This is a genomic window from Mycolicibacterium flavescens, assembly GCF_001722335.1.
GTDB classification, from domain to species: Bacteria; Actinomycetota; Actinomycetes; order Mycobacteriales; family Mycobacteriaceae; genus Mycobacterium; species Mycobacterium flavescens.
The window spans coordinates 103,558-127,283 of the sequence record NZ_MIHA01000015.1 but is presented as its reverse complement, the minus strand read 5'-3'; the positions used below and the strand labels follow the sequence as shown (position 1 = coordinate 127,283).

The 23,726-nt window shown below is 65.2% G+C and carries 25 protein-coding genes; 13 read left to right on the top strand and 12 right to left on the bottom strand.

What is annotated here, in order from left to right; translation table 11 throughout:
- Positions 1–141: 141 nt before the first annotated feature.
- Genes BHQ18_RS19840 through BHQ18_RS19830 form a run of 3 tightly spaced genes read right to left on the bottom strand, consistent with a single transcriptional unit; the run spans position 142 to position 3,099 of the window.
- The gene (locus BHQ18_RS19840; protein WP_069415349.1) at positions 142–1,284 is read right to left on the bottom strand and encodes a DUF4350 domain-containing protein; all 1,143 of its coding nucleotides are present in this window, start codon (positions 1,282–1,284) and stop codon (positions 142–144) included.
- Positions 1,281–1,931 carry a DUF4129 domain-containing protein gene (locus tag BHQ18_RS19835; RefSeq protein ID WP_069415348.1) on the bottom strand — a complete coding sequence of 217 codons (651 nt, stop codon included), beginning with the start codon at positions 1,929–1,931 and terminating at the stop codon, positions 1,281–1,283. The genes BHQ18_RS19840 and BHQ18_RS19835 overlap by 4 nt, the downstream gene beginning before the upstream one ends.
- Before the next feature lies 1 nt (position 1,932).
- Positions 1,933–3,099 carry a hypothetical protein gene (locus BHQ18_RS19830; protein ID WP_205866146.1) on the bottom strand — a complete coding sequence of 389 codons (1,167 nt, stop codon included), beginning with the start codon at positions 3,097–3,099 and terminating at the stop codon, positions 1,933–1,935.
- A 93-nt stretch (positions 3,100–3,192) separates the two neighbouring features.
- Between BHQ18_RS19830 and BHQ18_RS19825 the strand changes: the two genes are divergently transcribed.
- From BHQ18_RS19825 to BHQ18_RS30150, 3 genes are read left to right on the top strand one after another with little or no spacing between them, the layout of a single operon-like run.
- A complete protein-coding gene (locus tag BHQ18_RS19825) occupies positions 3,193–3,657 on the top strand; it encodes a GatB/YqeY domain-containing protein (RefSeq protein ID WP_069415346.1) in 465 nt (154 codons plus the stop codon).
- A gap of 48 nt (positions 3,658–3,705) precedes the next feature.
- Positions 3,706–4,692, top strand: coding sequence for an LLM class F420-dependent oxidoreductase (locus BHQ18_RS19820; protein ID WP_069415345.1), 987 nt, complete (start codon positions 3,706–3,708; stop codon positions 4,690–4,692).
- 12 nt (positions 4,693–4,704) lie between these two features.
- Positions 4,705–4,866, top strand: coding sequence for a hypothetical protein (locus tag BHQ18_RS30150; RefSeq protein ID WP_165614576.1), 162 nt, complete (start codon positions 4,705–4,707; stop codon positions 4,864–4,866).
- 1 nt (position 4,867) lies between these two features.
- On the opposite strand, the gene BHQ18_RS19815 is transcribed toward BHQ18_RS30150, so the two are convergent.
- Positions 4,868–5,539 carry a phosphodiesterase gene (locus BHQ18_RS19815; RefSeq protein WP_069415344.1) on the bottom strand — a complete coding sequence of 224 codons (672 nt, stop codon included), beginning with the start codon at positions 5,537–5,539 and terminating at the stop codon, positions 4,868–4,870.
- 136 nt (positions 5,540–5,675) lie between these two features.
- Between BHQ18_RS19815 and BHQ18_RS19810 the strand changes: the two genes are divergently transcribed.
- Entirely contained in the window at positions 5,676–6,371 is a 696-nt protein-coding gene (locus tag BHQ18_RS19810) for a HemK2/MTQ2 family protein methyltransferase (RefSeq protein ID WP_069415343.1), read from the top strand.
- On the top strand, positions 6,368–6,616 hold the full coding sequence (locus BHQ18_RS19805; RefSeq protein ID WP_205866145.1) for a CDGSH iron-sulfur domain-containing protein: 249 nt from the start codon (positions 6,368–6,370) through the stop codon (positions 6,614–6,616). Before BHQ18_RS19810 ends, BHQ18_RS19805 begins: the two co-directional genes overlap by 4 nt.
- Here BHQ18_RS19805 and BHQ18_RS19800 read toward each other — a convergent pair.
- The gene (locus BHQ18_RS19800) at positions 6,596–7,615 is read right to left on the bottom strand and encodes an iron-containing redox enzyme family protein (RefSeq protein ID WP_069415342.1); all 1,020 of its coding nucleotides are present in this window, start codon (positions 7,613–7,615) and stop codon (positions 6,596–6,598) included. The genes BHQ18_RS19805 and BHQ18_RS19800 overlap by 21 nt on opposite strands.
- Before the next feature lie 139 nt (positions 7,616–7,754).
- Here BHQ18_RS19800 and BHQ18_RS19795 point away from each other — a divergent pair, with 139 nt between their 5' ends.
- From BHQ18_RS19795 to BHQ18_RS19780, 4 genes are all read left to right on the top strand, one after another.
- Positions 7,755–8,000 (top strand): hypothetical protein, encoded by a 246-nt coding sequence (locus BHQ18_RS19795; RefSeq protein WP_205866144.1) that lies wholly within the window; start codon positions 7,755–7,757, stop codon positions 7,998–8,000.
- 609 nt (positions 8,001–8,609) lie between these two features.
- Positions 8,610–9,086 (top strand): hypothetical protein, encoded by a 477-nt coding sequence (locus BHQ18_RS19790; RefSeq protein ID WP_225503735.1) that lies wholly within the window; start codon positions 8,610–8,612, stop codon positions 9,084–9,086.
- Positions 9,083–10,189: a protein kinase domain-containing protein gene (locus BHQ18_RS19785; protein WP_234794243.1), complete on the top strand. Its 1,107-nt coding sequence runs from the start codon at positions 9,083–9,085 to the stop codon at positions 10,187–10,189. Before BHQ18_RS19790 ends, BHQ18_RS19785 begins: the two co-directional genes overlap by 4 nt.
- A 436-nt stretch (positions 10,190–10,625) precedes the next feature.
- Positions 10,626–10,925 carry a hypothetical protein gene (locus tag BHQ18_RS19780; protein WP_011768395.1) on the top strand — a complete coding sequence of 100 codons (300 nt, stop codon included), beginning with the start codon at positions 10,626–10,628 and terminating at the stop codon, positions 10,923–10,925.
- A gap of 284 nt (positions 10,926–11,209) precedes the next feature.
- On the opposite strand, the gene BHQ18_RS19775 is transcribed toward BHQ18_RS19780, so the two are convergent.
- From BHQ18_RS19775 to BHQ18_RS19755, 5 genes are all read right to left on the bottom strand, one after another.
- Positions 11,210–13,252, bottom strand: a complete 2,043-nt coding sequence (locus BHQ18_RS19775; protein ID WP_011562219.1) for an ATP-binding protein — start codon at positions 13,250–13,252, stop codon at positions 11,210–11,212.
- 705 nt (positions 13,253–13,957) lie between these two features.
- Positions 13,958–17,026, bottom strand: coding sequence for an MMPL/RND family transporter (locus BHQ18_RS19770; RefSeq protein WP_011562218.1), 3,069 nt, complete (start codon positions 17,024–17,026; stop codon positions 13,958–13,960).
- A 93-nt stretch (positions 17,027–17,119) separates the two neighbouring features.
- Positions 17,120–17,548 (bottom strand): DUF6188 family protein, encoded by a 429-nt coding sequence (locus tag BHQ18_RS19765; RefSeq protein ID WP_069415339.1) that lies wholly within the window; start codon positions 17,546–17,548, stop codon positions 17,120–17,122.
- Positions 17,549–17,623: 75 nt separating this feature from the next.
- The gene (locus BHQ18_RS19760) at positions 17,624–18,295 is read right to left on the bottom strand and encodes a TetR/AcrR family transcriptional regulator (protein WP_011562216.1); all 672 of its coding nucleotides are present in this window, start codon (positions 18,293–18,295) and stop codon (positions 17,624–17,626) included.
- The gene (locus tag BHQ18_RS19755; RefSeq protein ID WP_221221718.1) at positions 18,292–18,747 is read right to left on the bottom strand and encodes a PaaI family thioesterase; all 456 of its coding nucleotides are present in this window, start codon (positions 18,745–18,747) and stop codon (positions 18,292–18,294) included. Before BHQ18_RS19755 ends, BHQ18_RS19760 begins: the two co-directional genes overlap by 4 nt.
- A 158-nt stretch (positions 18,748–18,905) precedes the next feature.
- On the opposite strand from BHQ18_RS19755, the gene BHQ18_RS19750 reads away from it, so the two are divergent.
- Positions 18,906–19,619: a TetR/AcrR family transcriptional regulator gene (locus BHQ18_RS19750; protein ID WP_011562214.1), complete on the top strand. Its 714-nt coding sequence runs from the start codon at positions 18,906–18,908 to the stop codon at positions 19,617–19,619.
- Positions 19,620–20,366: 747 nt separating this feature from the next.
- Entirely contained in the window at positions 20,367–20,558 is a 192-nt protein-coding gene (locus BHQ18_RS19745; protein ID WP_225503733.1) for a hypothetical protein, read from the top strand.
- A gap of 38 nt (positions 20,559–20,596) precedes the next feature.
- Here the strand turns inward: BHQ18_RS19745 and BHQ18_RS30310 are convergent, their stop codons facing one another.
- Complete coding sequence (locus tag BHQ18_RS30310; protein WP_041309918.1) at positions 20,597–21,157, bottom strand: hypothetical protein; 561 nt, start codon at positions 21,155–21,157, stop codon at positions 20,597–20,599.
- 717 nt (positions 21,158–21,874) lie between these two features.
- Between BHQ18_RS30310 and BHQ18_RS29230 the strand changes: the two genes are divergently transcribed.
- Positions 21,875–22,171 carry a hypothetical protein gene (locus BHQ18_RS29230; protein ID WP_011562211.1) on the top strand — a complete coding sequence of 99 codons (297 nt, stop codon included), beginning with the start codon at positions 21,875–21,877 and terminating at the stop codon, positions 22,169–22,171.
- A gap of 3 nt (positions 22,172–22,174) precedes the next feature.
- Positions 22,175–22,693, top strand: coding sequence for a hypothetical protein (locus BHQ18_RS29225; protein ID WP_225503732.1), 519 nt, complete (start codon positions 22,175–22,177; stop codon positions 22,691–22,693).
- 185 nt (positions 22,694–22,878) lie between these two features.
- Here BHQ18_RS29225 and BHQ18_RS30590 read toward each other — a convergent pair whose 3' ends face one another.
- Positions 22,879–23,319 carry a hypothetical protein gene (locus tag BHQ18_RS30590; protein ID WP_225891813.1) on the bottom strand — a complete coding sequence of 147 codons (441 nt, stop codon included), beginning with the start codon at positions 23,317–23,319 and terminating at the stop codon, positions 22,879–22,881.
- Positions 23,320–23,726 lie beyond the last annotated feature (407 nt).

The following is a 23,726-nucleotide window of genomic DNA, read 5'->3' as shown; positions in this document are numbered from 1 at the left end:
TGCGCGCCGCCTCCTGATCCGCCGCCTCCTGATCCGCTGGCGCCTGATCCGCCTCCGGTTCCTGCTCCGGCGCGTCCTCTGCTGCGAGATCCTGCTCGGGGACGTCCTCTGCTGGGAGATCCTGGTCTGGGGTGGGCTCCGTCACGACTGTGCGACCTGCCTTTCGAGGTTGTCGAGTTCACGTGCGAGGGCGACGAGTTCGGCGTCGTCAGCGGGGACCGGGCCGAACATCGTATGCGTCACGATCTGGGCATCGACGCCGCTGTGGTTCGAGATCAGCTGGACGATCGCGGCGGCGTCGGTGTTGGCGCCGAAGCCCAGGCGCGGCGCCATCCGCTGAAGTGCGGCGGCACGCAGCGCCTCGGCCGCGCTGTCGCGGGCCCGCTGCGACCGGTACAGCCGGCCGCGGCCCTCCACCGTCTCGGACGCCCGCACCACCACCGGAAGTGGTTCGGCGACCAACGGGCCGACCCGCCTGGCCCGCCACACGGCCAGCAGCAGCACCACCACGACCAGCTGCAACCCCAGCCAGACCACCTGCTCGGGAATCAGGTCGGCGAGCGTCCCGCCACCCTGGGCCGCGCCCTCGGTGAATTGCGGTGCGTACCAGATCATCCGCGGGTTGGTGCCGGCCAGATTCATCGCCAGCGCGGCGTTGCCCTCCTTGAGCAGGCCGCCGTTGGTCATGAACTCGGAATTGCCGACGACGGTCACGTCGCGCCCGTCGGCGTTGAATCGGACCAGGGTGCCCCCGTAGCAGCGGATCAACGCGATGTCGTCGTCGGCCTCGTAGGCGTTGGCGCCGCCGAACTGCACCGCGCCGGCCAGCTGCGCCTCGCGCAGGGCGCAGTCCAGGTGTCCGCCGCCGCCGAACGCGGCACCCTTGCCCAGTTTCAGTTGCGGCGCCAACGCTTCGCGGGTGCGTGACATCGGTTCGACGAGAAGGCGGTCGCCGGGCAGTGCGGCGAGGCGATCGAGGATCGCCTCGTCGACGAGGTGGTAGGTCTGCACAACGACGAGCAGCGTGTCCGGTCGCGCCGCCGCCTCGACGGCCGCGATGTCAGCGGCCTCGACGACCTCCACACCGTGCTCGCGCAGCAGCGTGATCAGCGCCCGCGCGCCGTTCGGCGAAGTCGCGGTCGGGTCCATGTGTCCGCCGGGGCGTGGTGCAGTGAAATACGCTGTGACAGCGCCTAATCCGATGATCACCGCCAGCGCGAGAAGTACCCAGCGGGTGGTGCGCCACCGCTGAGTGCGAGGAATCGCTTCGGTGTGTCCGCTCATCGCACCTCGGCCCAGGCGTCGGGTGCGGCGGCTACGGCGTCCGCGGTGGTGGGTGCGACGGCGCGCGTGCCGAGATGGTCGTCGAGGTCCGCGACGGCGAGGTAGGCGGTCTCGGTGCCCGGCCGCTCACCGTAGGTGACGTCGTTGAACGCCGTCGCCGCCGAGGCGAGTTCGGCGTTCAGGTGCGGCAGTTCGCGGCCCGCGTCGCGGGCGAGTTCGGTGGCGGTGCGTCCGGGCACCGGGTCGAGCACGCCGGTTTCCTCGAGGCGGCGGGCGACCGCCCGCAGCCGGTGCCGGATCGCCGCGGCCCAGTCACCCGCTTCGGCGCAGCGCTCGGCGGCGGCGCGGTGTTCGGCCGCGGACATGTCGTGGCTGTCGAACAACGCCGGTCGGCTCCGGTTGGACCGCACCGCCCGTCGTGCGGTCCGGATCGCCAGCAGCACGGCGAGCACCAGCAGCACACCGAGCACCGACAGCGTCACCCAGCCGCCGGGGACAGAGGCGCCTTCGGAGGCCAGCCGGTAGATCAGGTCGTCGATCCACTCGCCGATGCGGTCGGTCAGAGAAGGCTTGGGATAGATCGGCTTTGCGAGTTCGCGTTGCGCTGCGTCATGAGCGGCATCGCTGTCGATGTCTATGGTCGGCACGTCAGTTCGGGCGGGTCAGCCAGAGATGGTCGGTGGAATCGGACGGGGCGGCAGGACCGTGAGCGGCACCGGTCTGGAGTACCAGATCGAACGCCTCGCTGCGAATCCGGCTGTCGGTGTACTGCAGTACCACCACCCCGGCGCTGAACGGGGCGGTGATGATCTGGCCGATCGCGCCGCCCACCGCCAGCAGCGTTAGGGCGAGCATCGCCAGCGCGGTGGTCTCGACGGACAGCAGCATGATCTGCCCGCCGAGGCTGAACGGGATCGCCACCGCGCTCGCGATGAGCTGGGCGACGATCATCGCGAGCAACCGGATCCCCAGCACCCGCCAGAAGTCCCGTTTGACGAGCTTGAACGACCGGGTCACGGCGCTGATGATGTCGAGGCGCTCCAGCACGATGATCGCGGGCACGAAGGTCAGCATGGTGCCGAAGAACAGCAGTGCGGCCAGTGTCGCGACCACCACCGGGATCGCGATCACCGTGGCGGCCAGCCCACCGGCGGCGAACCCAACCCAGAAGATCAATCCGACCGCGACGGCCAGCAGCAGCACCGCGGCGACCACCTCGAGCACAGAGAACCCGATCAGCGCCCACAGCCGGCTGCGAAGCCGCTGCCACGCTTCGCCGATCGTGATGCCCGAACCGAACACGGCCCTGCCGACGACGACGGTGAGCAGCCCGCTGAGCAGTATCGACGCCAGCCCCGTCGCGACCACCGCCGCTAGGCTCGACAGCGACGAGCTGATCAGCACACCCGTCGACACCTGCTCGCCGGTCAGCGTCGGCGCCAGTTCGCCGCCCGCCGCCAGCGGCCCCGCCGACAGCACGAGCGCGAGGAGCTGGGTGATCACCACGACGATCGTGGTCAGGCCGAGGGTGGCCTTCGGGTTCGCCCGGATGTAGGACACCGCGCCGTTGAAGATGTCGGACAGCGTCAACGGGCGCAGGGGGATGATGCCGGGCTTCAGCGGCGGCGGGGTCCAGCTTTGCGGCGCGTACCCGTATCCCGGAGGCGGCCCGTAGCTCGGAGGCGGCCCGTAGCCGGGAGGCGGGGCGTATCCGTATCCGGGCGGCGGCGGCCAGTAACCCGGTGGTGGGTTCGGTTGTGGTGGGTACTGAGACGGCGGGCCTGGGGTCCCGGACCCGCCGGCGTCGGTACTCATGGGCACCATCCTGTCGAGGACGGTGCGAATTGACAACGTCGTCGGGGGGTCGTCAAGGGCCTGTGGCGGTCGGGCGCGGCGTAACTTGGGCTCATGGCGGATCTCAAGGAGCGGTTGCGGGCGGACCTGACGGCAGCGATGAAATCGCAGGACAAGCTGCGCACGGCGACGCTGCGGATGCTGCTGTCCGCGATCCGCAACGAGGAGGTCTCCGGCAAGGAGTCCCGCGAGTTGACCGACGAGGACGTCCTCAAGGTGCTCGCCAGAGAGTCCAAGAAGCGCGGCGAGTCAGCCCAGATCTACACCCAGAACGGCCGCGGTGAACTGGCCGCCAACGAGCACGCCGAAGCCCGGGTCATCGACGAGTACCTGCCGACGCCGCTGACCGAGGCCGAACTCGCCGACGTGGCCGACACCGCCATCGCCCAGGTCGCCGAGGAGATCGGGGAGCGGCCGGGCACAAAACACATGGGCCTGGTGATGAAGGCCGCGACGGCGATCGCCGCCGGTAAGGCCGACGGCGCCCGGTTGTCGGCGGCGGTCAAAGCCCGGCTGTGAGGAACCGGCAGTCGTTTTCGCCGTCGAAGGCTCGGGTACCCCGCGCACATGACGCGGTTCGGCTACACCCTGATGACAGAGCAGAGCGGCCCTAAAGAGCTTGTCCGCTACGCGGTTTCGGCGGAGGAGGCGGGATTCGACTTCGAAGTCTCCTCTGACCACTACTTCCCGTGGCTGTCGTCGCAGGGACACGCGCCGTATGCCTGGTCGGTGCTCGGCGCGGTGGCTCACGCGACCGAACGCGTCGAACTGTTCACCTACGTGACCTGCCCGACGATGCGCTACCACCCGGCCGTCGTCGCGCAGAAGGCCGCCACTCTGCAGATCCTCGCCGACGGCCGCTTCACACTCGGGCTCGGCACCGGCGAGAACCTCAACGAACACGTGGTCGGTAAACGGTGGCCCACCGTCGCGCGCCGCCAGGAGATGCTGCGCGAGGCGATCCAGATCATCCGCGAGCTGTTCACCGGTGAACTCGTCGACTGGAAGGGCGAGTACTTCGAGGTGGACTCCGCGCGGCTGTGGGATCTGCCCGAGACACCCGTGGCGATCGCCACCGCGGTCTCCGGTGAGCGGTCGGTCGAGACGTTCGCACCGCTGTCGGACCACCTGATCGCCGTGCAACCGGACAAGGATCTCGTCGACGCATGGCATGACGCCCGCCGGGCCACCGGGTTGCCCGGCGACGCGCGCGTCGTCGGGCAGATCCCGATCTGCTGGGACACCGACCGCGACGCCGCCGTCGCGCGGGCGCACGACCAGTTCCGTTGGTTCAGTGGCGGCTGGGCCGTCAACTCCGACCTGCCGACCACCGCCGGGTTCGACGGTGCGACGCAGTACGTGCGCCCCGAGGACGTCGCGGAGTCGATTCCGTGCGGGCCGGACCTCGACGCGATCGTCGAGTCGGTCAGCGCGTACTGGGAGGCCGGGTTCACCGACATCGCGATGGTGCAGATCGGCGACGAAGGCCAGGAGCAGTTCCTCAAGGAAGCGGCCGCTCCGCTGCTCGACAAGCTGCGCAGCGCAGCCAACTAGAAGGGACCGACCATGCCCACCGGAAAAGGCATCTACGACGACGACAACGCCGACGAGCGGGCCAAGCAGAAGGCTCAGCGCACCGGCCCGACCGACGAAGGCGGCGAGGGCGGCATGGCGACGCGGGAGAACGCCCCGGACGTCGCCGAGTCCGGCGGCGAACCGACCGCCTGATCTATTCGGCCTCGCGGCCCTGCCTGCTGCGCCGGTAGGCCGAGCGGCGGAAGTCGCCCAGCCACCGCGGCGCCAACTCGACCTCGGGGTCGCTGTGCATGGCCGGGTCGAACGCGATGTCATCACAGCTGGGGTCGACGTGGCGCAGCGTCAGCCGCGCGAGCGGACGGAACCCGCCGGTCGACGGCGCCTGGTCGACCGCGAACGTCACGTTCGTCGTCGCGATCGCCTCCTCGATGGCGGCCAGCGACAACCCGGGCCCGTCGACCCCGGACGCCAACCGGGCCCGCACCCACCACAAGCGGTCGTGGTAGCGCAACGGCATCAGGCTGGAGAACGTCGCGCCGGTCCAGGACGCCGCCGGCGCGAGGGCGATGCGACTGCCTGCGAGCGTGGACGCCAACAGCACATCCCACGGTCCGCACGACCGCAGATCCGGTGGCGGCGGGATGCGCCAGGCCAGCCCGGCGACGTCCGGGGCTGCGCCCGGCAACCCGACGCCCTTGGAGACGCGCGCGAGGATGTCGCACGACTGCATGGGCAGCCCGTCGCCTTCGGGGGCGACCCGTTCGAGGATTCCCTCGGCCATCACCCCCGAGGGGTGGAACAGTCGGCGGCTACGGAGGGCGGCGCCGAAACGGATCGGCAGGGCGGCGATGTCGGAGGCTTGCACGGTAGCTGGGTGCCCGTCGGATCGCCTGGTAAAACGGCGGCTCGCGTTTAGCCTCACCGCGACGGGGGCATTAATTCGGGGCAGTGCTGCGCCGCATCGGGTTGTGCGCAGCAGAAGATTTTGTCGAAAGGCCGACGTGACAACCGCATACACCGATGTCCGCGATCCGGTTATCGCCGACCAGGGCGTTTACGTCCCCCAAGAAGATTCGCGTCTGCTCATCGATGTCATGGACAGCGCCGGGTTGGCGCGCGGTCGGCACGTCGTCGACCTGTGCACCGGGAGCGGCGTCGTCGCGATCGGTGCCGCCGGCCAGGGCGCCGCGTCGGTGACGGCGTTCGACATTTGCCCCAAGGCCGTGCGATGCGCGCGGTCCAACGCGCTCGCCGCGGGCGCCGATATCGACGTCCATCTCGGATCATGGGCGCGGGCAGTCGAATTCGGCCCGTTCGATCTGGTGACATGCAATCCGCCGTACGTGCCGCACGATCCGTCGGCCGATTGCGACCCGCTGCCGTCGTACGTGGGCCCGCCCCGGGCATGGGATGCCGGCTACGATGGCCGTCTCGTGCTCGACCCGTTGTGCGCGTCGGTGCCGCAGCTGCTCAACCACGGTGGCTCGCTGCTGCTGGTGCAATCGGAGTTCTCCGATCCGCGCCAGACGCTCGGCGCGCTCGCCAGCTGTGGCCTCGACGCCGAAATCGTTGCCCGGCAGTGGATCCCGTTCGGCCCGGTGCTGACCTCGCGCGCCGAGTGGCTGGAGGAGACGGGCCGGCTGGAACCCGGCCGCCGCGAGGAGGAGCTGTTGGTCATCCGGGCGGACAAGCCGTGAGCGACGCCGAACCGCGCACCGTGCGGGTCGTGCCCAACGGCCCGCTGATGGTGCAGGGCCCGGTGCGCATCGAGATGCCCGACGGCAGCGTCGTGTCCTCGGACCGATTCATGGTGGCGATCTGTACGTGCCGGCGCAGCAAGGACTATCCGATGTGCGACACCAGTCACCGGTGCCGCAAACGCGCCGACGCGCCCGCCAAGCGGAACGCGTCGGCCACCGCGTCAGTCGAGCGGTCGGCGTAGCGAGGACCGGTTCCCGGTCCAGCACTTCATCATGTGATCGGCCAGCCGGTCCTCGACGACATCGCGGGCGCGGATGCCGAACACCACGTCACGATCCAGGTGCGGCTCCCTGGCGACCAGGTCGCCCACCACATCGGTGCGCACGATCTGCTCGTGGACGGCGTCGGCCACCACGTGCTCCTGGTAGAAGGCCACGCACGCATCCGGGGCGCCCATCCGCCTGAGTGCCTCGACCAGACGCCGCGACCCCGGTGAGGACGTGATCTCGGTCGACGCGAAGTGGCCGATCGACGCTCCGCGCAGCTCGCGGTGCAGGCCGAACAGCGACATCAGGTTGACCGACGCCAGCGCGTCGGCGGGCACGTTGTCCAGATAGCCCAGGTACGACGAGTTCAGGCCGGCGGCGTCCATCAGCTGCGCGTACAGGTGCTGGTGCACGTAATCGCCACGGCCACCGCCGAATTCGTCGAACTCGACCGCGACGAACGCGGCCTTCGAGTGGCCGGCGAGCCGCGGGATGGTGAACGCGTGCGGGTCGCCCTCCTTGAGGTGGTAGACCGAGCGGTGCACGAAGTACTCGAGCATCTGCTCCCAGGTGCCCTTGTCGCGCAGGTAGTAGGACGGGCCGTCACCGTCGACCGGCTCGACCGAGAGCTTGTCCATCTCGGCCTCGGCGGTTTCGTCGGGCCCGATCTCGCCGACGTCTTGGCGGACCGCGTCGAGGAACGCCTCCTCGAACCGGCCGCGCAGGTGCAGCAGCGCGGGGTTCCACTCCCAGCGCGCACTCACGTCGGCGAAACCGCGGTAGTGCAACTCGTAGCAGATGTAGAGCGCGAGCTGGAGGTCCAGACCGTACGGGTCGGCGTCGAACATCGGCACGTCGATCGGACGCAGAGGCAGGGACGGGCGGCCGCGCTGCAGCAGTTCGATGATCGCGGCGGACAGCGGCCCGACGGCCTTCGGCAGGGCAGGTTCGACAAGCGTCGACGGAAGAGTCACGCCTGTTCGATACCCGGGTATGCGCCGGTCAAACCCATATCAGCGGGTCACGGCACGGACGTGCGGCAATAGCGGTGGTTTGGATTTAAAGTGGGGCGGGTAAGTCGCCTACAACGTCGTGTGCCGAGGGGGCGATGACATGTTCAGTGTTGAACTCTTTGTAGGTCTGTATCTGTGCGGCTGGGTGATCGTTTCACAGGGCCTGTACATCGCCGGTAGGCGCTTCGCGGTCGACCGCGCACCTGGCGAGCACCCGATTCTGCTCAGCCTCGTGGGGGGCGCGGTCTGGCCGCTGGTCCTGATCGGTGTGTTCGAGCTGAGCTCGGTGGTTGTCTACACGAAGGTGCAGAACAAACCCGGCCCCGGCGTCGGCATCCTGGCCTGACTTCCACCTGACGCCTCCTTTGAGGCTTGAGGCGGGGCTGATCGCCAATTTTTGACAGCAAGAAGGCCCCGAACCAGAGCACCGGTCGGGGCCTCTCACTTGCGGCACACGAGTCGGGGTGGCGGGATTCGAACCCACGACCTCTTCGTCCCGAACCACGACACCAGCGAGTTTGATTGAGTTGACGTCGTTGGGCAGCGTGAGGAACTGCAGGTCAGCGGTGTTGGTTGGGTTGGGTGTCACGGACGGCATGTGAATCAACTGCGGACTGACTGCGGACCACAGCGAATGGAGTTGATCGACAATGGCCGACGCTTTGGTGATCAGGAGAAGTCGGACAAGCAGTCCCACTTCATCCTCTGAGCCCGCAGTGTGAGGTGCACGTCACGTGCGAGACGTACGTACACGTCGAAGCAATCCGCTCAAGCCGGACTCCTAGTAGTAAGGGCGGTCGCGTCTACCGCGACAGTGATCAAAATTTCCGATGAATGATCGCGCCCGCCGGGGTGGCGTGTCAGCATCTACTCGCTCGAGCGGTGACCAGAACACGGTGGCATTTCGTTAGCCAGTCGGCACCACGGAGCGGTTGACGGCATGGACAATAGATCTGTGCGGGCTGCGGGGTTCAACGTCGAGGCAGGGACGCTGCTGCTGGCCGTCGTGGAACGCTCCGATGAAGGACCGGCGACGCCAGTGCCCGTTACGACTCCTAAGCTGACGCCTGCAGACTTGCCCGAAGCGCAGAGTCTCCGCGACCTCGCCAAGCGGGTGGAACAGGAACTCCAGGCCGCACGGGTAGATGCGGTGGGGCTCGTCCATACGCGCGCGTTCAGGAATCTGCATTACAACCAGGTCTACGCCCGGGTAACAGCGATCTGCGCGGTCATGTTCGCGGCCGCTGAGCTGAATGTCGGCTATGAAACCCTGACCACGGAGACGATTGGAACGGCGGTCAGTTGCCCACCGAAGTCGCTCGGCACATTCAACTTCGCCGTGCTGGGCTTCGACCAACGGCCGAGGTTCTGGACGACAGGATTGGCTGAGGCGTATGCCGCTGCCTACACATTGGTCGGAGGCACGACGTGACGGCGCCTGCTCAGATGCCGAGTGAACCCAACATCCCGAGCCTCGAGCGTTCCCGTCCACTCCGTTTGGCCTTCGAGTGCCTGCAGACGCTGCCCGAAGGCTCCAACCCGGTGCGCGTCTGGTGGGATGAGAATCTGCAGTGCGAGCAGGTCGGAAAGCGGGTCGACCTCTCAAATCTCGATGACGTGCTGCCGGAGCCAGCAATCCTGCGACAGATTCGGCACGACCACGTGGTGCCGATCCTCGCTGCGCCGGTTGTAGACGGCTTTCCGCAACCGATGCGGGTGATCGAGATCGTCACCCCGTACTACAAACGGGGCAGCCTGACCGACGCGTTCATCCGCGGCGAGCGATTCGGCCCTACGGAAACAGTACGCATCGTGCAAGCCGCATTGCGCGGGTTGGGACACCTCCACGAGGTGCATGGCATCCTGCACCGCGACATAAAGAGCCCCAACATCCTGTTGACCGAGGACGAATTCCTCGCCAGGATAGGAGACTTGGGTTGCGCAGGCCGCATCGGCGAGGACGGGCGCACCCCGGCACTGGACATCCCCACCCTGTACAGCCCGCCCGAACTGGTCGGAACAGGCATTCTTACCCGGGCAAGCGACTTGTATCCGATGGGGCTCGTGCTGCTCGAGCTGCTCAAAGGCGGATTCGACTATGACGCGTACCCTAAGTCTGACGTCGTGCGTCGTCTGCTGCGAGGCGTCTCTCCGCTGTCGATGGCCGAGCGTAGCCACCCCATCTGGGCATCGCGATCACTGCGTCGAATCCTGAACAAGTCCTTGCATTCTGTTCCCGGCCAACGCTTTCAGACTGCAAGCGAGATGGACAATGCCCTGTCTAGAGCCCGTGTCATCGACTGGGCGGAGACCGACACGCTTCGATGGGAAGCGCCGTTCCGCCACCACCGCGGCCGCCGCGTCCGCGTTGAGGCCGTTCAGCGACGCAAGGGCGGATTCCGTCTATCGACGCAGATCAACAGCGGCAATGGATGGCGCCGCTATGGCTTGGCCGACCTCGATGTCGAAGCTCTTGATTCATCCCGTGCCCGTAGCTTGTTCGACCAGGCGACAGATAGGGCCATCGTCCGCTGAGCTGCTCGCTCCACTGCTCGCCGCTCTGACTCGGTGAGCGCCGCCGACAATCCATCGATTTCATCCCGCCGGCTCCTGTCGATTTCCCACGTTGCTTGAGGGCTCACGCCTCTCGGGACGAGCCAGCCGTTCAGCGTCAAGTCGTCGAAGACGGCATCGGCGGCTGATTCGGTTACCCCGCGACTGTCAGGCTTTAACCGGCGTAACGCCCGTTGAGCAAGGCCGGAGGGAAGCGCCTGCAGCACTTCCTCGATGAGTGCTTGACGAATCCATGAATCTCGGCGTAATTCAGCGCCGACCTGTTCGGCGTGTCGCCGCAGGGCGTCGACCGCAACCAGTACGACCGCATTCGGGGTCAGAAGCGGCTGGTCCATGCGCTCAAAGTTACTACGCGTTACGCGTCACGCGTAGTTATTGCTGCAGTTACGATCTAACCGTGTCACTGGCTGAAAGCAACGAATTGCGGCAGTTGTCGCGCGTGTTGTTCGGCCAGGCCCATCGTCTGTCGGTGATGGTGGGAATTGCCCGCGGCGGGAAAGAATTCGCCCTCTCCGAGCTCGCTGACGAACTGGGATTTGAGTATCTGAGCAGCATTCAAGACCCGATCAGGGATCTTGAAGCCTCGGAGTTGATCTCGCGGATACCAAAGGTAGCCAACAAGGTTCGCTTCCGCAAGAACAAGAGCTACGCCTGGAAGTGGGCTGAGGAGCTCGCGTCCCGGTACCCCGAGCAATGATTGGCCGGATCAATGATTTCGATGCCGCGGTGATGTTTAGTTGCGGTTCGATCGAGTTCGCGTGAGTGCCCACCTAATCCCCCGAGCCGTCTTTTCAACGCGCCCATGCCGCACTCGACGCCAACTGAACGCCCGCCAAGAGAAGTTCGCGGCGGCCAGTTAACCGACGCGATGGTGTGTCGCCGTCCTTGGAGTCCGACGACACATCCGAATCCGTCTGTTTGACGGATCGTTGGAGATGGCCTGTGAGAGCTGGTGCCGCCCGACCGTGGGCTACAGGGTCGTCAACTCGAGGGTAGGCCCAGCTTGTCGAAGAAGGCGCGGTTCCGCTCGGTCGCCGCATTGACCAGCCCGTCGAAGCTCATGACTTCGATGTAGGCCTTGGCGTTGTCGTTGAAGCCGAAGTATCCGAGGCCGTCATGGGTCGGCCGCAGGTTGGAGACCTCGCACCGCTCGATCATCTTGTCCGTCAGGTCCGCGACGATGTAGCAGAACGCCGGCGGGTCCTGAGTCGGCGGGATCGGCCTCCCGGTCGCCGTTAGTACACCACCGGCGCGAACCCTCTTCACGTAGTCGAGGCACTGCTGTATCGGGTTCTTGTCCTCGGTGGCGTCCTTGCGCATGGGGCGCTTGATCTCGACCACAACGATCGACGGCAGGGGCAGTCTCTCTCCTTCAGCTGCGAGTACAGGTGAGTCGACGAGCCGCGTCGCGAGGATGTCGGGCTCTTTGGTGGACTCGTCCCCAGTGATCGGCATGCTCTTGAGCGTCTTATCAGAGGCGAGGTAGTCGTGGAAGGCAAGTCGCTCGTCGATGATCCACAGGTTGGACGCGTCGGTGGCGATGTCGTTGGACTCCGTTCGCATCGGGATGATCAGTGAATGGATTGCGTCTTCGCGGCTGTATTTCCCGTCCGTGTCCGCCCGGATCAGACGCGCGAGTAGATCCAGTACCGTCCGGCGGCGTGACACGTATGCGGCCAGGTCAGATTGATTGATCTCGCTGACGGTGCTGAGGTACGCAGCAAGACGTTCCGCGTAATCCTCCGCCGGCTCGGAATCGGCCTCTGCGGAGATCTGCTGGCCCTGCACGAACGCTTCCGCCTCGATCTTCTGTAGATGCCCATGGAGCTGGAGCTCGAGGTCCTGATCCTTCACCGAGGGGTCGACCGTAATGCCGCGCTCCTCGATCCTGGCCAGCACCGGCCGGTACCGCGGGGCGCGTGTGCTCACGAAGTCGTGGACCCGCTGCTTGCCTTGTGTGCGGGCTGAATCAAGCGGCTCCTTCAGCATGTTCCCGATTTCCTGGAGCACGGCAGCCCGGATGTCGTCCAGCGCGAGGTCGTCGCCGAGCTGGTCGCCCTCAATACGGTCGGCGATATCGAACGCCGTCCGGTCGGACCGAACGCGTTCGTCGAGGTAGCCCGACGTCAGGTAACACGCGTAGACGAACTCACCGGACTCCCCGTCCTTGAGCCTGCCATGAAGCCCTGGGACCTTCCCGTTCAAGTTCTCTTCGATGACGACACGGCTCGCCGCGCACCAGTGGAGGCGAGGGACGGAGGTGCGCGCGGAAGGCTTGAGGCGCAGGTTCAGCATGTCGAACCGTTGCCCCTCGACCTCGATTGTTGACGACGACATCTTTGAGTCCACGAACTCGTCCATCAGGTCGGCCAGGGACACCGCCTCGTCGTCGTCCGCGACCACCACCACGGGCGCGCCTCCGGGCCGGAGGAAGTACCAGATGCAGTGTTCGAGCACCTCACGCGCAATGGCATCGACACCCTTCGGCGCGTACTGCTGAAACGTCTTCTTGAACCCATCGAGGTGCACTTCAGCTCCGGGCTGTGTGAACCCGTCCGTATCGCCGTCGTCCTCAACCTCGCGGTCGATCGAGAACCTGAACTGGCGACCCCGGAGTGTGCCGGTTTCGTCCTCGTACGTGCTGCGCACCGATACCCTGTCGAATGCTTTGAGCCAGAGGAGCCGTCCCACGCCACGGCAGCCGAGGTCTGACTTATAGTCGCTGTCCAGGGTCTCGAACGAGGAGAGGTTCGCCGACGTGAATCCCACGCCGTCGTCCTTCACGGTGAATCCGACGATCGGCTTCATGGGAGCACGACCGGGACCCGCGGCGCCGAAGTCAAACTCCGCCTGGGCGTCGCGGTGCACCTTCACGTCGACCCGCCCTGGACGGTTTGGGTCTTTGGGCCGTGCGTCGATCGACTGGATGCTGTTCACTATCGCCTCAAGGAGCGGTAGCAGGGCGTGACTCTTGGGCAGGCTTGTGTTCCGGACTCGACCCGCCAGCGAGGTGGTCAGTGCCATGGTGTCCCCCTACCTCAGTCGAGCGCCTAAGCCTATAGGCGGAGTTCAGCCTCCGGCGGGGTATCGCCGCGGGGTCCAAACCCTGGCGCATGTCTGGCGCAATCGTGATCGTCTCACTGATGGCCGACAGCTCCGCACTGACATCGCTGTCGCCGGAGCGACGCTGCCTCGGCAGTGGATATCTGCGTCTGTGAACAGAGCCAAGTTTCCAGGTGCCGATGTATCAGTGGTCAACCTCGGTGTCCGACTCGGACTCAGTCGCCCGGCTGTGCGGTCATCGCCGCGTATCGGTTAAACAGCAGCTGCTGGCGGACGGTTTCGTCAACATTTCCGTCAATCCCGAATTTCCAGGACTCAGACGCCACCCATCGCATCGCTGCACCGCTCATGTCTGCGGGCGACCCTTGCGATAACGAACTCCGCGGCACCGCCCTTACAACGACGCCGGCCACGAGCACCTTCTAAATGCAAGGACCGATGCCGCTGATTGCCCTCGCAATCCTCGCAGAACAGTGTCTTGCGCAGTGCCCGATTGGGTGTGGACGCAATATCGTCCGTCGATAAGCGGCCTGCTGTACTGGCGTAGGGGTCATATTCGGGCGGGGCGAATTCCACGCTGACGGGTTTGGTTGGCAGCCGGTCGCCACCTTTTTGATTCGTATGCCTGTTGACTTCCCGCGTATGGGCGACGGCGCGAAGCGGTGTTCAGGTTGTGCTGGTGTTTGGTTTGGTGGGCCACCAGCTGGCTTCGCGTAGGAGTGTGGCGATGGCGGGCACGGTGAGGGTGCGTACGAGGAAGGTGTCGAGCAGTAGTCCGAATCCGATGATGAGGCCGGCTTGGATCATGATGGCCACCGAGCCAACCATGAGGCCGAACATGCTGACGGCGAAGATGAGGCCGGCGGAGGTGATGACGGCGCCGGTGTTGGCGACGGTGCGCAGCACGCCGACGCGGATGTTGCTTCCGGATTCTTCGCGTAGTCGGGAGACGAGCAGCATGTTGTAGTCGGCTCCGACGGCGACGAGGATAATGAATGCCAACAGTGGTACGGGCCAGGCGATTTCCTGCCCAAAGATCCATTGGAATACCAGGACGCCGAATCCGATCGAGGCGAGGTAGTTGAGCAGGACGGTGCCGAGAAGATAGATCGGTGCCAGTAGTGCGCGCAGCAGCAGCACCAGGATGATGCCGACAATGACGGTGGTGGCGAGGGCCAGTTGGGCGAAGTCTGCCCACAGGAGCCGTTGGATGTCGGAATTGACGGCTGGGAAGCCGGCGACAGAGACGGTGGCGTCAGAAAGCGAGGTGTTGGGCCGTGCGGTGTTGGCGGTGTTGGTGATGCGGTTGGCGAGGTCCATGGCTTCGACGCTGTAGGGGTCGTGGCTGGTTTCGATCATGAACCGTGCTGTTTTGCCGTCGGGTGAGAGGAATTGCTTGGCGACGTCGGTGAATTGGCGGTTCTCGAAGGCGTTGGCGGGCAGGTAGAAACCGCTTGATGAGTCGGAGTCCTGGGCCGCGCGTGCGGAGTTTTGTAGCTGGGTGGCGATCTGGCTCATCCCGGAGAGCATGTCGATGTTGCTGTCGGCCAGGGTGCGCACACCGGTGGCCAACGCTTGGGCGCCGGAGGCGAGTTGGCCGATCCCGTCTTGTAGGCGGCGCAGGTTGCCAGCCAGGTCAGCGGGGTTTCCGAGGGCCCCGAAGGCCTTGTCGAGCGAGGTGACGGCGTTCTGGACGTTGGTGAGTGTTCCGGCGACGGTGGCATTGCTGGCGGGGTCATAGCGGTCGCCGAGGTCGGCGATCTGGTTGAAGAATCCGCTGTTGCGCAGTGTGATCAGGATCTGTACTTGGTCGCGGATCTGGGCGCATTGGGGTGTGGTGGCACACCACGGCGAGGTGTTGAGGGCACCCACGAGCGGCTCCAAAGTGGTGATCGCGTGTTGTGCCTGGTCGGCCAGGGGGCGTAGTCCTGGGCCGGATTGGATGGCCTGATCGACCGCAGGGGCGGTCGCTGACAGTTGTTGCAGCAGTGGTCGGAACTGGTTGACCTGAGTGCCAGCGGATTGGGCTTGAGTGAGGATTCCCGCCAGGGGGGCTAGGGCGGTGCGCACGGTGGTGTCGAGTTGGGCCAGTCCGCCGGCGAGTTGATCGGCGCCGTCGGTGAGTTTCGTGAGGTCGTCTCGGCGGGCGTTGCCGTCGGCGACTGCGCCGGCCATCTTGTCTCCAATTTGACCGTTTTGCCAGGCCAGTTGCGCTTGATCGAGGCGTTCCCCGGTGGGGCGGGTGACACCCGAGACTTTGGTGACACCGGGAACCTGGGAGACGCGGGACGCCATTTCGTCGAGGTCGGCCAGTCCCTTGCCGGTGCGCATGTCGGTGGGGCTCTCGACGACGAGGAATTCGGTGATGACGACGTCTTTTCGGAAGTGGCGGTCCAGCAGCTGATAGCCCTGGTTGCTGGCGGTGGTGGCAGGTTGGCCTTTGCGGTCGTCGTAGCTGATTTTGATGGTCACGGCTACCGCGGACAGTGCGAGCAGGGTGACGAGGCTGACGATCAGCAGCGGCACCGGGCGGCGCACCACCGCCACGGCGACACTGTTCCAGTAGCGACGGGTGCGATCGGATTTGGGTTCACCGATGCCACGTTTAGCTGCCAGCGCCAGCACTGGTGGCAGCAGGGTGACTGTGGCCAGGAAACCGAAGAGAACTGCGATGGCGCACGCCGGGCCCAGGGCGGCGAACACACTCAAGCGGGCGAACACCATCGCCAGGAAGGCGAGTGCGACAGTGGCTGCTGAGGCCAGGATTACGCGGCCGATGCTGGCGGTGGCGTGGATGATGGCCTGATCCGCCGGCACCTGTGCGCGGCGCTGCTCGTGGTAGCGGCTGATCAGGAACACGGTGTAGTCGGTGCCGGCGCCGAGCAGGATCGCGGTCATGAACGCGACGGTGAATTGGGACACCGGCATACCCATCTCGCCGAGCGCGGACAGTACGCCGCGCCCGACGGCCAGGCTCAGTCCGATGACCAGCAGCGGCAGTAGTGCGGTGAACACCGACCGGTAGACGATCAGCAGGATCAGGGCGATCATGCCGGCGGTGGCGATCGAGATCAACAGCAGATCGTGCTCGGCGGAGGCGATCATGTCACTGAACGTCGCCGGCGGTCCGGTGACGTGCGCGGTGGTGGTGGAGTCGCTGAACACCTCGGCGGTGATGTCACGCACCGCCTTGACTGACTCGGCGGCCGTGGGGTCACCCAGCGTGCCGGTCACTCCGACCGGCAGATACCACGATTTGCCGTCGGCGCTGACGGCTTGGGTTTTCGTGACCGGATCGGCCAGCAGATCCTGCACGAGCAACACGTGCTCACTGTCGGCGCGCAGCCGCTCCAGAAGGCGGTCGTAGCGCTGCTGGGCCGCAGGGGTCAGCCCGGCAGGATCTTCCATGGCCACAATCAGCACGGTTTTCGACCCTTGCTCGCCGAAGGCCGTGCTCATCCGCTCCACCGTCTGCAGGGACGGGGCGTCGCGCGGTATCAGATCCACCGACTGCTGCCGAACCACCGTCTCCAACTGGGGGAACAGCAGCGCCAGGATGATGGCGGCGCCGATCCACACCCCGATGGTTAGTGCTTTGTGCCGCACTGTGAATCGGCCCAGCGCCGCCAGCCGGGCGCTGTACTCGCGGCTGTGTGGGGGATCGGCGGAAGGGCTGTCACGCCGGCGAGTTGGGGCGGCAGGTGCTGTCGAGGAGCCTGTCGTGCGGTCGGTCACCGAACCTCCCCTGGTCGACGATACTATCAGTATCGCTACGCTACAGCATGTAGCGAAGTGGTTCGCAGTTGGTCGGCGCCAGCTGGAGCGGGCCTATCGTCGGTTCACGATGTTGGCGTCGTCGTCGTCGGGGATGTCGTGCCGGACCACACGGACTCGCCCCTGAGGTAGGCAAGCCATGTATCCATGTCGCTTTCCGTACAGCTCCCATGCGGTGACCTGCTCGTCGGGATGGACGTCAATGCGGTGCCCACGGGAGAAGGCCAGATGCAGACCTCCGTCGTCACCAGACCAGGCCTGGGTGCACACAGCGCCGGCCAGATTGAGCAGCGGGCGCTCATGCACCGAGATCCGCAAGGGGTTGATGAGTACCGCCTCGGTGGGAAAGCGGCCGGCCGCAGGCAGGGTGAGCAGCAAGGGGCGCGAGATCACGACCTCGTTGTAGTCGTCAAGGTCCAACACCAAGCCGTCGCGCACAGAGACACGTTGCACGACACAGTCTTCAATCCATTGGGTGTACATGGCCTTCTCCTTCGACGCATCGTTGAGCCGTACCTGAAGAGTACGACAGGTATCGCTGCGATACCAGAAGTAGCGTTACGGTGCGGTTGTGCTCGGGGCCGCCCTGTCGATGACTCTGCGGGTGGCCCGGTCGATACGGTCGCGGGTATCGGCTGCCGACACGCGCCCACTGATGAAGGCAACGAGGTTGGCCAGCCAGATGTCGGAGATAACGCCGGCGACACACAGATCTGCCGGTGTCGGCTCGCCACCTCCGAGGGTGCGGGCCAGCAGGATTTCGATCGTTGCGGCGGCGCGGTCGAGCTCCGCAGCGGCGCGGGTGTCGGCAACGGCGAAGGCCCGGGTCATGGCGTCGGTCAGCAGCGGGTCGCGCTGCCACCGGTCGTGTAGGTGGGCGGTCAGTCGATCCAATCGCTGTTGCGGTGTGCCGGCACCGCTTGACCAGTCGCCGGAGACGTCGAGGCGCTGAAATTCTCGGGTCAGCGCTGCCACCAGCAGGTGGGTTTTGGCGGGGTAATAGCGGTATAGAGTGCCCACGGCGATACCGACTCGCTCGGCGACTGTCCGCATGTGGACCGCGTCGTAACCGCCCGTGGCAGCAACAGCCAGCGCGGCATCCATGATCGCTTCGCGGCGACGCGCTGAGGCACGCGAACGCGGCACCTCAGCTGCGTGGACCTGGTCGGCAGCTGAACTGCCCTGATTCTGTGCGGGATTGCTGCTCACGCGAGTGCTGGCGACACTCATGGCGTTTGGCCGTTGACGCCGCTGCGGCGCGAGAGCTGCTCGAAGATCTCACCGAAACCGCTGACGTCGCCGTGAGCGGCGAAATGCGCGGTGTCGACCACAACGAACACTGCGCTCGCAGTGAACCGGGTGACCCCCTCACAGGTCCCGGTCGCCGCAATATGCAGCGCCCGCCCCTCACGGGCGCTGATGTGCGCGGTGATCCGGTGGGGCTGGTGCAACGGCACTGGCTGCAAATACTCCACCGTCAGCGTGCGCGTCACCGCCGGCGTACCGGCGATCCACAACGTGAAGCCCAGCACGTCATCGCAGGCGGCGGCCACCGCCCCACCATGCGCCAAGCCTGGGGCTCCAATGTGACGCTCGTCGAACGTAACATCGGCATACACCGAATCCGCACTGCGGTGGACCTCCAAATGCAGGCCGTGCGGGTTGGCCGGGCCGCACCCCATGCACGTCGGGGTGTGCGAAGGTAGCCGTTCGGACGGTACTGCAGTTTCTGGCACGAGGACACTCCCGGTACATCTAGTTTCGCTGCGATACTCTTGGTACCACAACTGCTAGACTGTCGTGCGCGACATCGCCTGAAATCGACCGCCGAGGTGACCCCGTGAGCGACAGCAGTCAGCCATCCCTGCACGATGACGACGACATCGACCCGCGGCGGATACGGTCACGCAACCGGTTATTGGACGCTGCCGCAACACTTCTGAGCACCGGAGGCGTCGAGGCCGTCACCATCGATGCCGTCACCAAAGCATCCAAGGTTGCCCGCACCACCCTCTATCGGCATTTTCAGAGCTCGTCGCATCTGCTTGCCGCCACGTTCGAGCGGCTACTGCCGCAGGTGACCACACCGGCACCCACCAGCGGTTCCCTGCGTGATCAACTGATTGAGCTGCTCAGCCGCCAAGCCGCCCTGTTCAACGACGCCCCGCTGCACGTCACCACCCTGGCATGGCTCTCACTCGGGCCGACCGGCGCCAAAGACGAGACCGACGATCGCCACGCATCCGGGGCTCTGCGGGCCCGAGTCGTCGACCAGTACCGACAACCGTTCGACGCGCTACTCAACGGCGATAAAGCTCGAGCCGAACTCGACGACTTCGACCTTGAATTGGCGCTGTGCCAACTCGTCGGCCCGCTGGCCTTCGCACGCATGACCGGGATTCGCACCGTAACCCACAAGGACTGCGCGAACATCGTCGACGATTTCCTCGCCGCCCACCGCAAAATCGTGGAAGACGGCGGCGACCGGGTGAAGCCCAGGAGCACGCGGCGGTCGGACGGGGCGCGCCGTCCGTCTAGACAGATAGTCACCTGATACCGGCACGGGGCGGCTCTGTCGGCAACCGCAGCGACCCTGAATGCACACGGCGGAGCTGTTTAACCCAACTCCGATCGCAGGCAAGAAGTACGTTCGACAACGGAACGGTTTGATCCCTGAATAGTTGCCGGGACGTCAACCATATCGGCGGAGGATCCGCCCGTAGACAGCCCGGGACGTCCCCGCCGCAAGCCGTCTTGACCGAGAAATAGGGCGCCGGGTTCACCAGCGCCGGTGCGCCGACTTCGTGTGGCAGGTTGCGCCATTGACGTGCCCGCAGAGGGATTCCGACTGCCCGACGACTCTCGATGCCCATAGTGGGCCACGGTGTGCGAATCTCGGTGCCGAACCACGGCGTCTAGCTACAGCGGGTTCGAGCGGTACATGCATTCACGCCGGCCACCTCGGCCGCGTGCGCCGGAGAACGAATTTCGTCCGTCGAAAATCAGCGGATCACCGCCCAGAATGCAAGAGGTGTGTGGGTCGTGCCTTTGAACAGCGAGTTCGGACCGGGGGCGGCCGAAGGTCGCGGTGCGGATGGCAGGAGGAGTAGCTATCGGAGTCAGGCGGGGAAAGCAGCCGTCGGGCTAAAGAGATGCCAGGATTTGTGACGCTTACTGGGGACTGCGCGAGAACAGTTTCGCAATCGCGAAGAGGCCTGCGGGGTGCTCTGTGGGCCCGATGCCCCATCAACTTGGCGCACCCCGTTCGTTGGCGGAGCAGCGGCTGCCTATCGTTGGAGACATGGCGTCACGTCCATCCAACGAGTCCCGACCGGTCGCCGTGCACCCCGCGGCGCCTGACGAGCATCTGCTTGATGCCAAGTACGCCGATTTCGCCGCCACGTTCAACGCTGACGTCGCCGACGCAGAAAGGCACGCGGCGCGCGACAACTACACCGGCCGCAGAGAAGGCGCGCCAAGCGTCGACGACTGAGAGTCCAACGGCTCGTTGCTGATGGTGACTCTGAGGGTCTACACGGCGTTGCGGCGTTCGTGAAGCTGGATATCGAGAAAGGCATCCGCGATACGCGCGAATGTGGCTGCGGTGGTGGACGATAACTCGCGGCCTGTTCTACGTTTGCGTCCATGAGCGGAAGCGACAAGTTGCGGGCGCGCCAGCGTGCGCGAGAAGCGCAGCGCAGGGCGAACGAGAAGCGCGCAAGCGATGCACGCGCAAACGTAGACGATGCCGCCTCGATTCGTGTGCTGCTGCAGCGAGTGGGAGCCGTTGATGCTTGGGAGAGTGTGCGACTCGATCAAGTGACTGAGAACGTCCGCAGGGATGCGGCATGCAAGCGCATGAGCCACTTCGTCAACCTGCAAACCGTTATCGGGCGGATGAGGGACCGCGGTCAAACTATTGCATCGATCGCCGATCTCGCTGAAGTCGGTGCTCGCGACCTTCAGAATGTGCTCCGCAGAGCGCGTGCCGGTGACGGCGGTGCGCAGCGTGTAACCAAGTCCCGTAATGCCGGCGGCCTGGGCGCGAACGGCGCAACATTGCGAAGCCACAGCGCAGTTGATGTTGATCATCGGTCGATGGGAGCAGATAGCGACTCGACGTTCGATCCAACTCGGTGCGTCCGTTGCGATGCCGTCATGCTGGATCCTGAAGTCACGTCTCGGAGGGGGCGTCCGCGCCGTTATTGCTCTGACACGTGCCGCAGAGACGCCTCAGCAGCACGCACAGCCGCCCAGCGCCATGGAGAACCTATTCGCGTCGTCGAGGTTCCTCGTGCTGCTGGCGGCAGTGAACTGCGGACACAGCACGATGGCGCCACTGCTTCGGAGATTCGTTCCGTCTGCGAAGCGGTCGAACTGGCTCTCCACAACGCCGACGCCATGAAGATCTTGTTGTCGAGTGTCGCTGAACGGGCGCGGCGTAAAGAATTGGACCGCAGCACCTTCGAGGTCGCTCGCGAACTCGCCAGAGCGGTCTATCCGAATCGAAATTAATGTGCCCTGACTTTTGCTGTCCGTCAGGTGGCACGCACTCGGTGTCCGCGTGCATTCGATTCATAGTGGCCGCCCACGAGGAGCCCGACGCGAAAAGGCGGCATCGATCCCGTCGTGACTGGATCCGCACATCTAGAAGAGCGCGGCCGGAAACAAGCATTCCGGACATGACGCCGCGACCAATGTATTGTTTGCTCAAAGCTGCAGATCAGCGCTATGAACTGCAAATATGTCGCGTACGGATATGTGCTCAGCTGTGGCGAAATGTTATTGGAAAGCGGTACGTTATGCCCCATGGAACGTCTCGATCTGCAGCCGGCCACCGCCTGGGGTGAAATCGCAGCCGCTGGCGTGGCGGGTGCAGACGCCTCGGTTGTCGAACCTGCCGGTCCGGTCGCCACAGGCAGGCTGTCCATCATCGACGCCGCAGCTGGCCTCGCAGACTTCACTTCTGTCGCTGCCCAGCGGGGTCATGCGGCGGGGCTGCTCCTGCGGGTTGAAGCATTGAGCGCCACAGCGGCCGCAGCGGTTAATTCCCTTGTCGTCATTGATAAATCCAACGCCGCACAACTTCGCGCCGTGGTGGAGTGATTTGTGAGCAGGGCGGCATTTCCGTTCGCGGTTGTTGGCGCTGCCGCTGCAATCGTGTCGCTCGCCGTCAGTCTCACTACCTCCATGCGTGGGCAGGCTGAACACTCGCCGACGCCGGCGACCTCAGCTACGTCTGTTGTTGAGTCAGCGGAGAAGCAGGGTGCAGCACTTGAGGCGTGTGCCGGCCTCGGGAATTTCAAGAGCGGTGTTGGGATTGCGCGTGGCGCGTTTATCGATCGAGTCGACCGGGCCAATGACTGGGAGTCATCGCAAAGCCTCGGTTTACAGGGCTATTACTTCAGCGCGGTGGGTGCAGAGTTGAACTATCTGGAAACTCGGCTGGGTCCAGAGGTACCACGAGAGATAATTGATGCGCTCGTTGACGTTCGGCAGTCGATTGTCGCTGTCGTCGATGCTGACTTGCGGCGCGAACCCGCTTCGATTTCGAACGACATGATCGATCGGTATTCGAGTGCACTCCAGGCCGCTGAAACTGTCTGCGAAGCAGCGGGAGCCGGCTGATGGCCGCTTCGCTACCTGCTCGCACCTATTCACGCTTTATCGTGGCGCCTGACGTATGGCCGACCACGCGCGAAGAATCTGAAGGCAGGGCTGCGGCTCAACGTCATCTGGCGACTGCGACCGCGGCCGCAGTAGATGCTCACCGGGTCGCCTTGCACGGATTGCAGGCTGCCGGTGTGGCGCAGTCAAGTGGTTTCGAAGCAATGCACGCTGCCTACAGACGTATTCAAGTCCGGGCCGACGACAAGGCTGAGGCGGACGGTGCCGCGGCTGATCTGATGCAGAGTGTTGCCGCGATCCAGATGAGTGCTGAGCTGATGATCGACACGATCGATGCTGAGGCACATCAGCAACTTGTCCATGTGCCGAGCAGAAGTCCCATCGCGATCGGCATCATCACCGGTGCTGCTGCGCGGACACGAGCGACCGCTGTCGGTGCGGCCGATGAGATTCGCGCTCTTACCGTGCAATTCGGGCAGAGATTTGCGCCATTGCCGGAGGGGCCGCCGAGTGGCGATCCGGTCGGTGCTGGCGATGACGATCGGTCGACCGATAAGCGATCCGACGAATCGCCCGAGCGTCCGCCCGACGCAGTAGTAGAGACCGGCGGTACGCAGACTCGTCATTCGGCGCCAGACCCGCCTGATGCCAACCTGTCGTCTGGCAACAATGCGCCGAGAGTCAGCACCGGGCCTACCCCTGGTTCTTCCTCGGTGTCATCGCAACTCTCGGCGCAGGGCACCGGTCCCGCGTACGGCGCCGCTGTGGCAGATATCGGAAGCAGTGGGGCCTGCCTCACCGGTACAGGACCATGGTCATCCGCAGGCTCGATGGCCGCGCTCGGCGGTTCGGCATCGTCGTTATCGGGATCGGGCGCTGGAGGAATGTCGCACGCAGGCTCCGTACGACCATCAGCGTCCGCATCGTCGCCATCTGCCGTCGCGCTGCAGGGGGTCATGCACGCGAGTGCTCCGGCGCCGCTGTCCTCGGTGGCCGGCACCCAGACAACAACCCCTGCTCCTTTCCCAGCCGC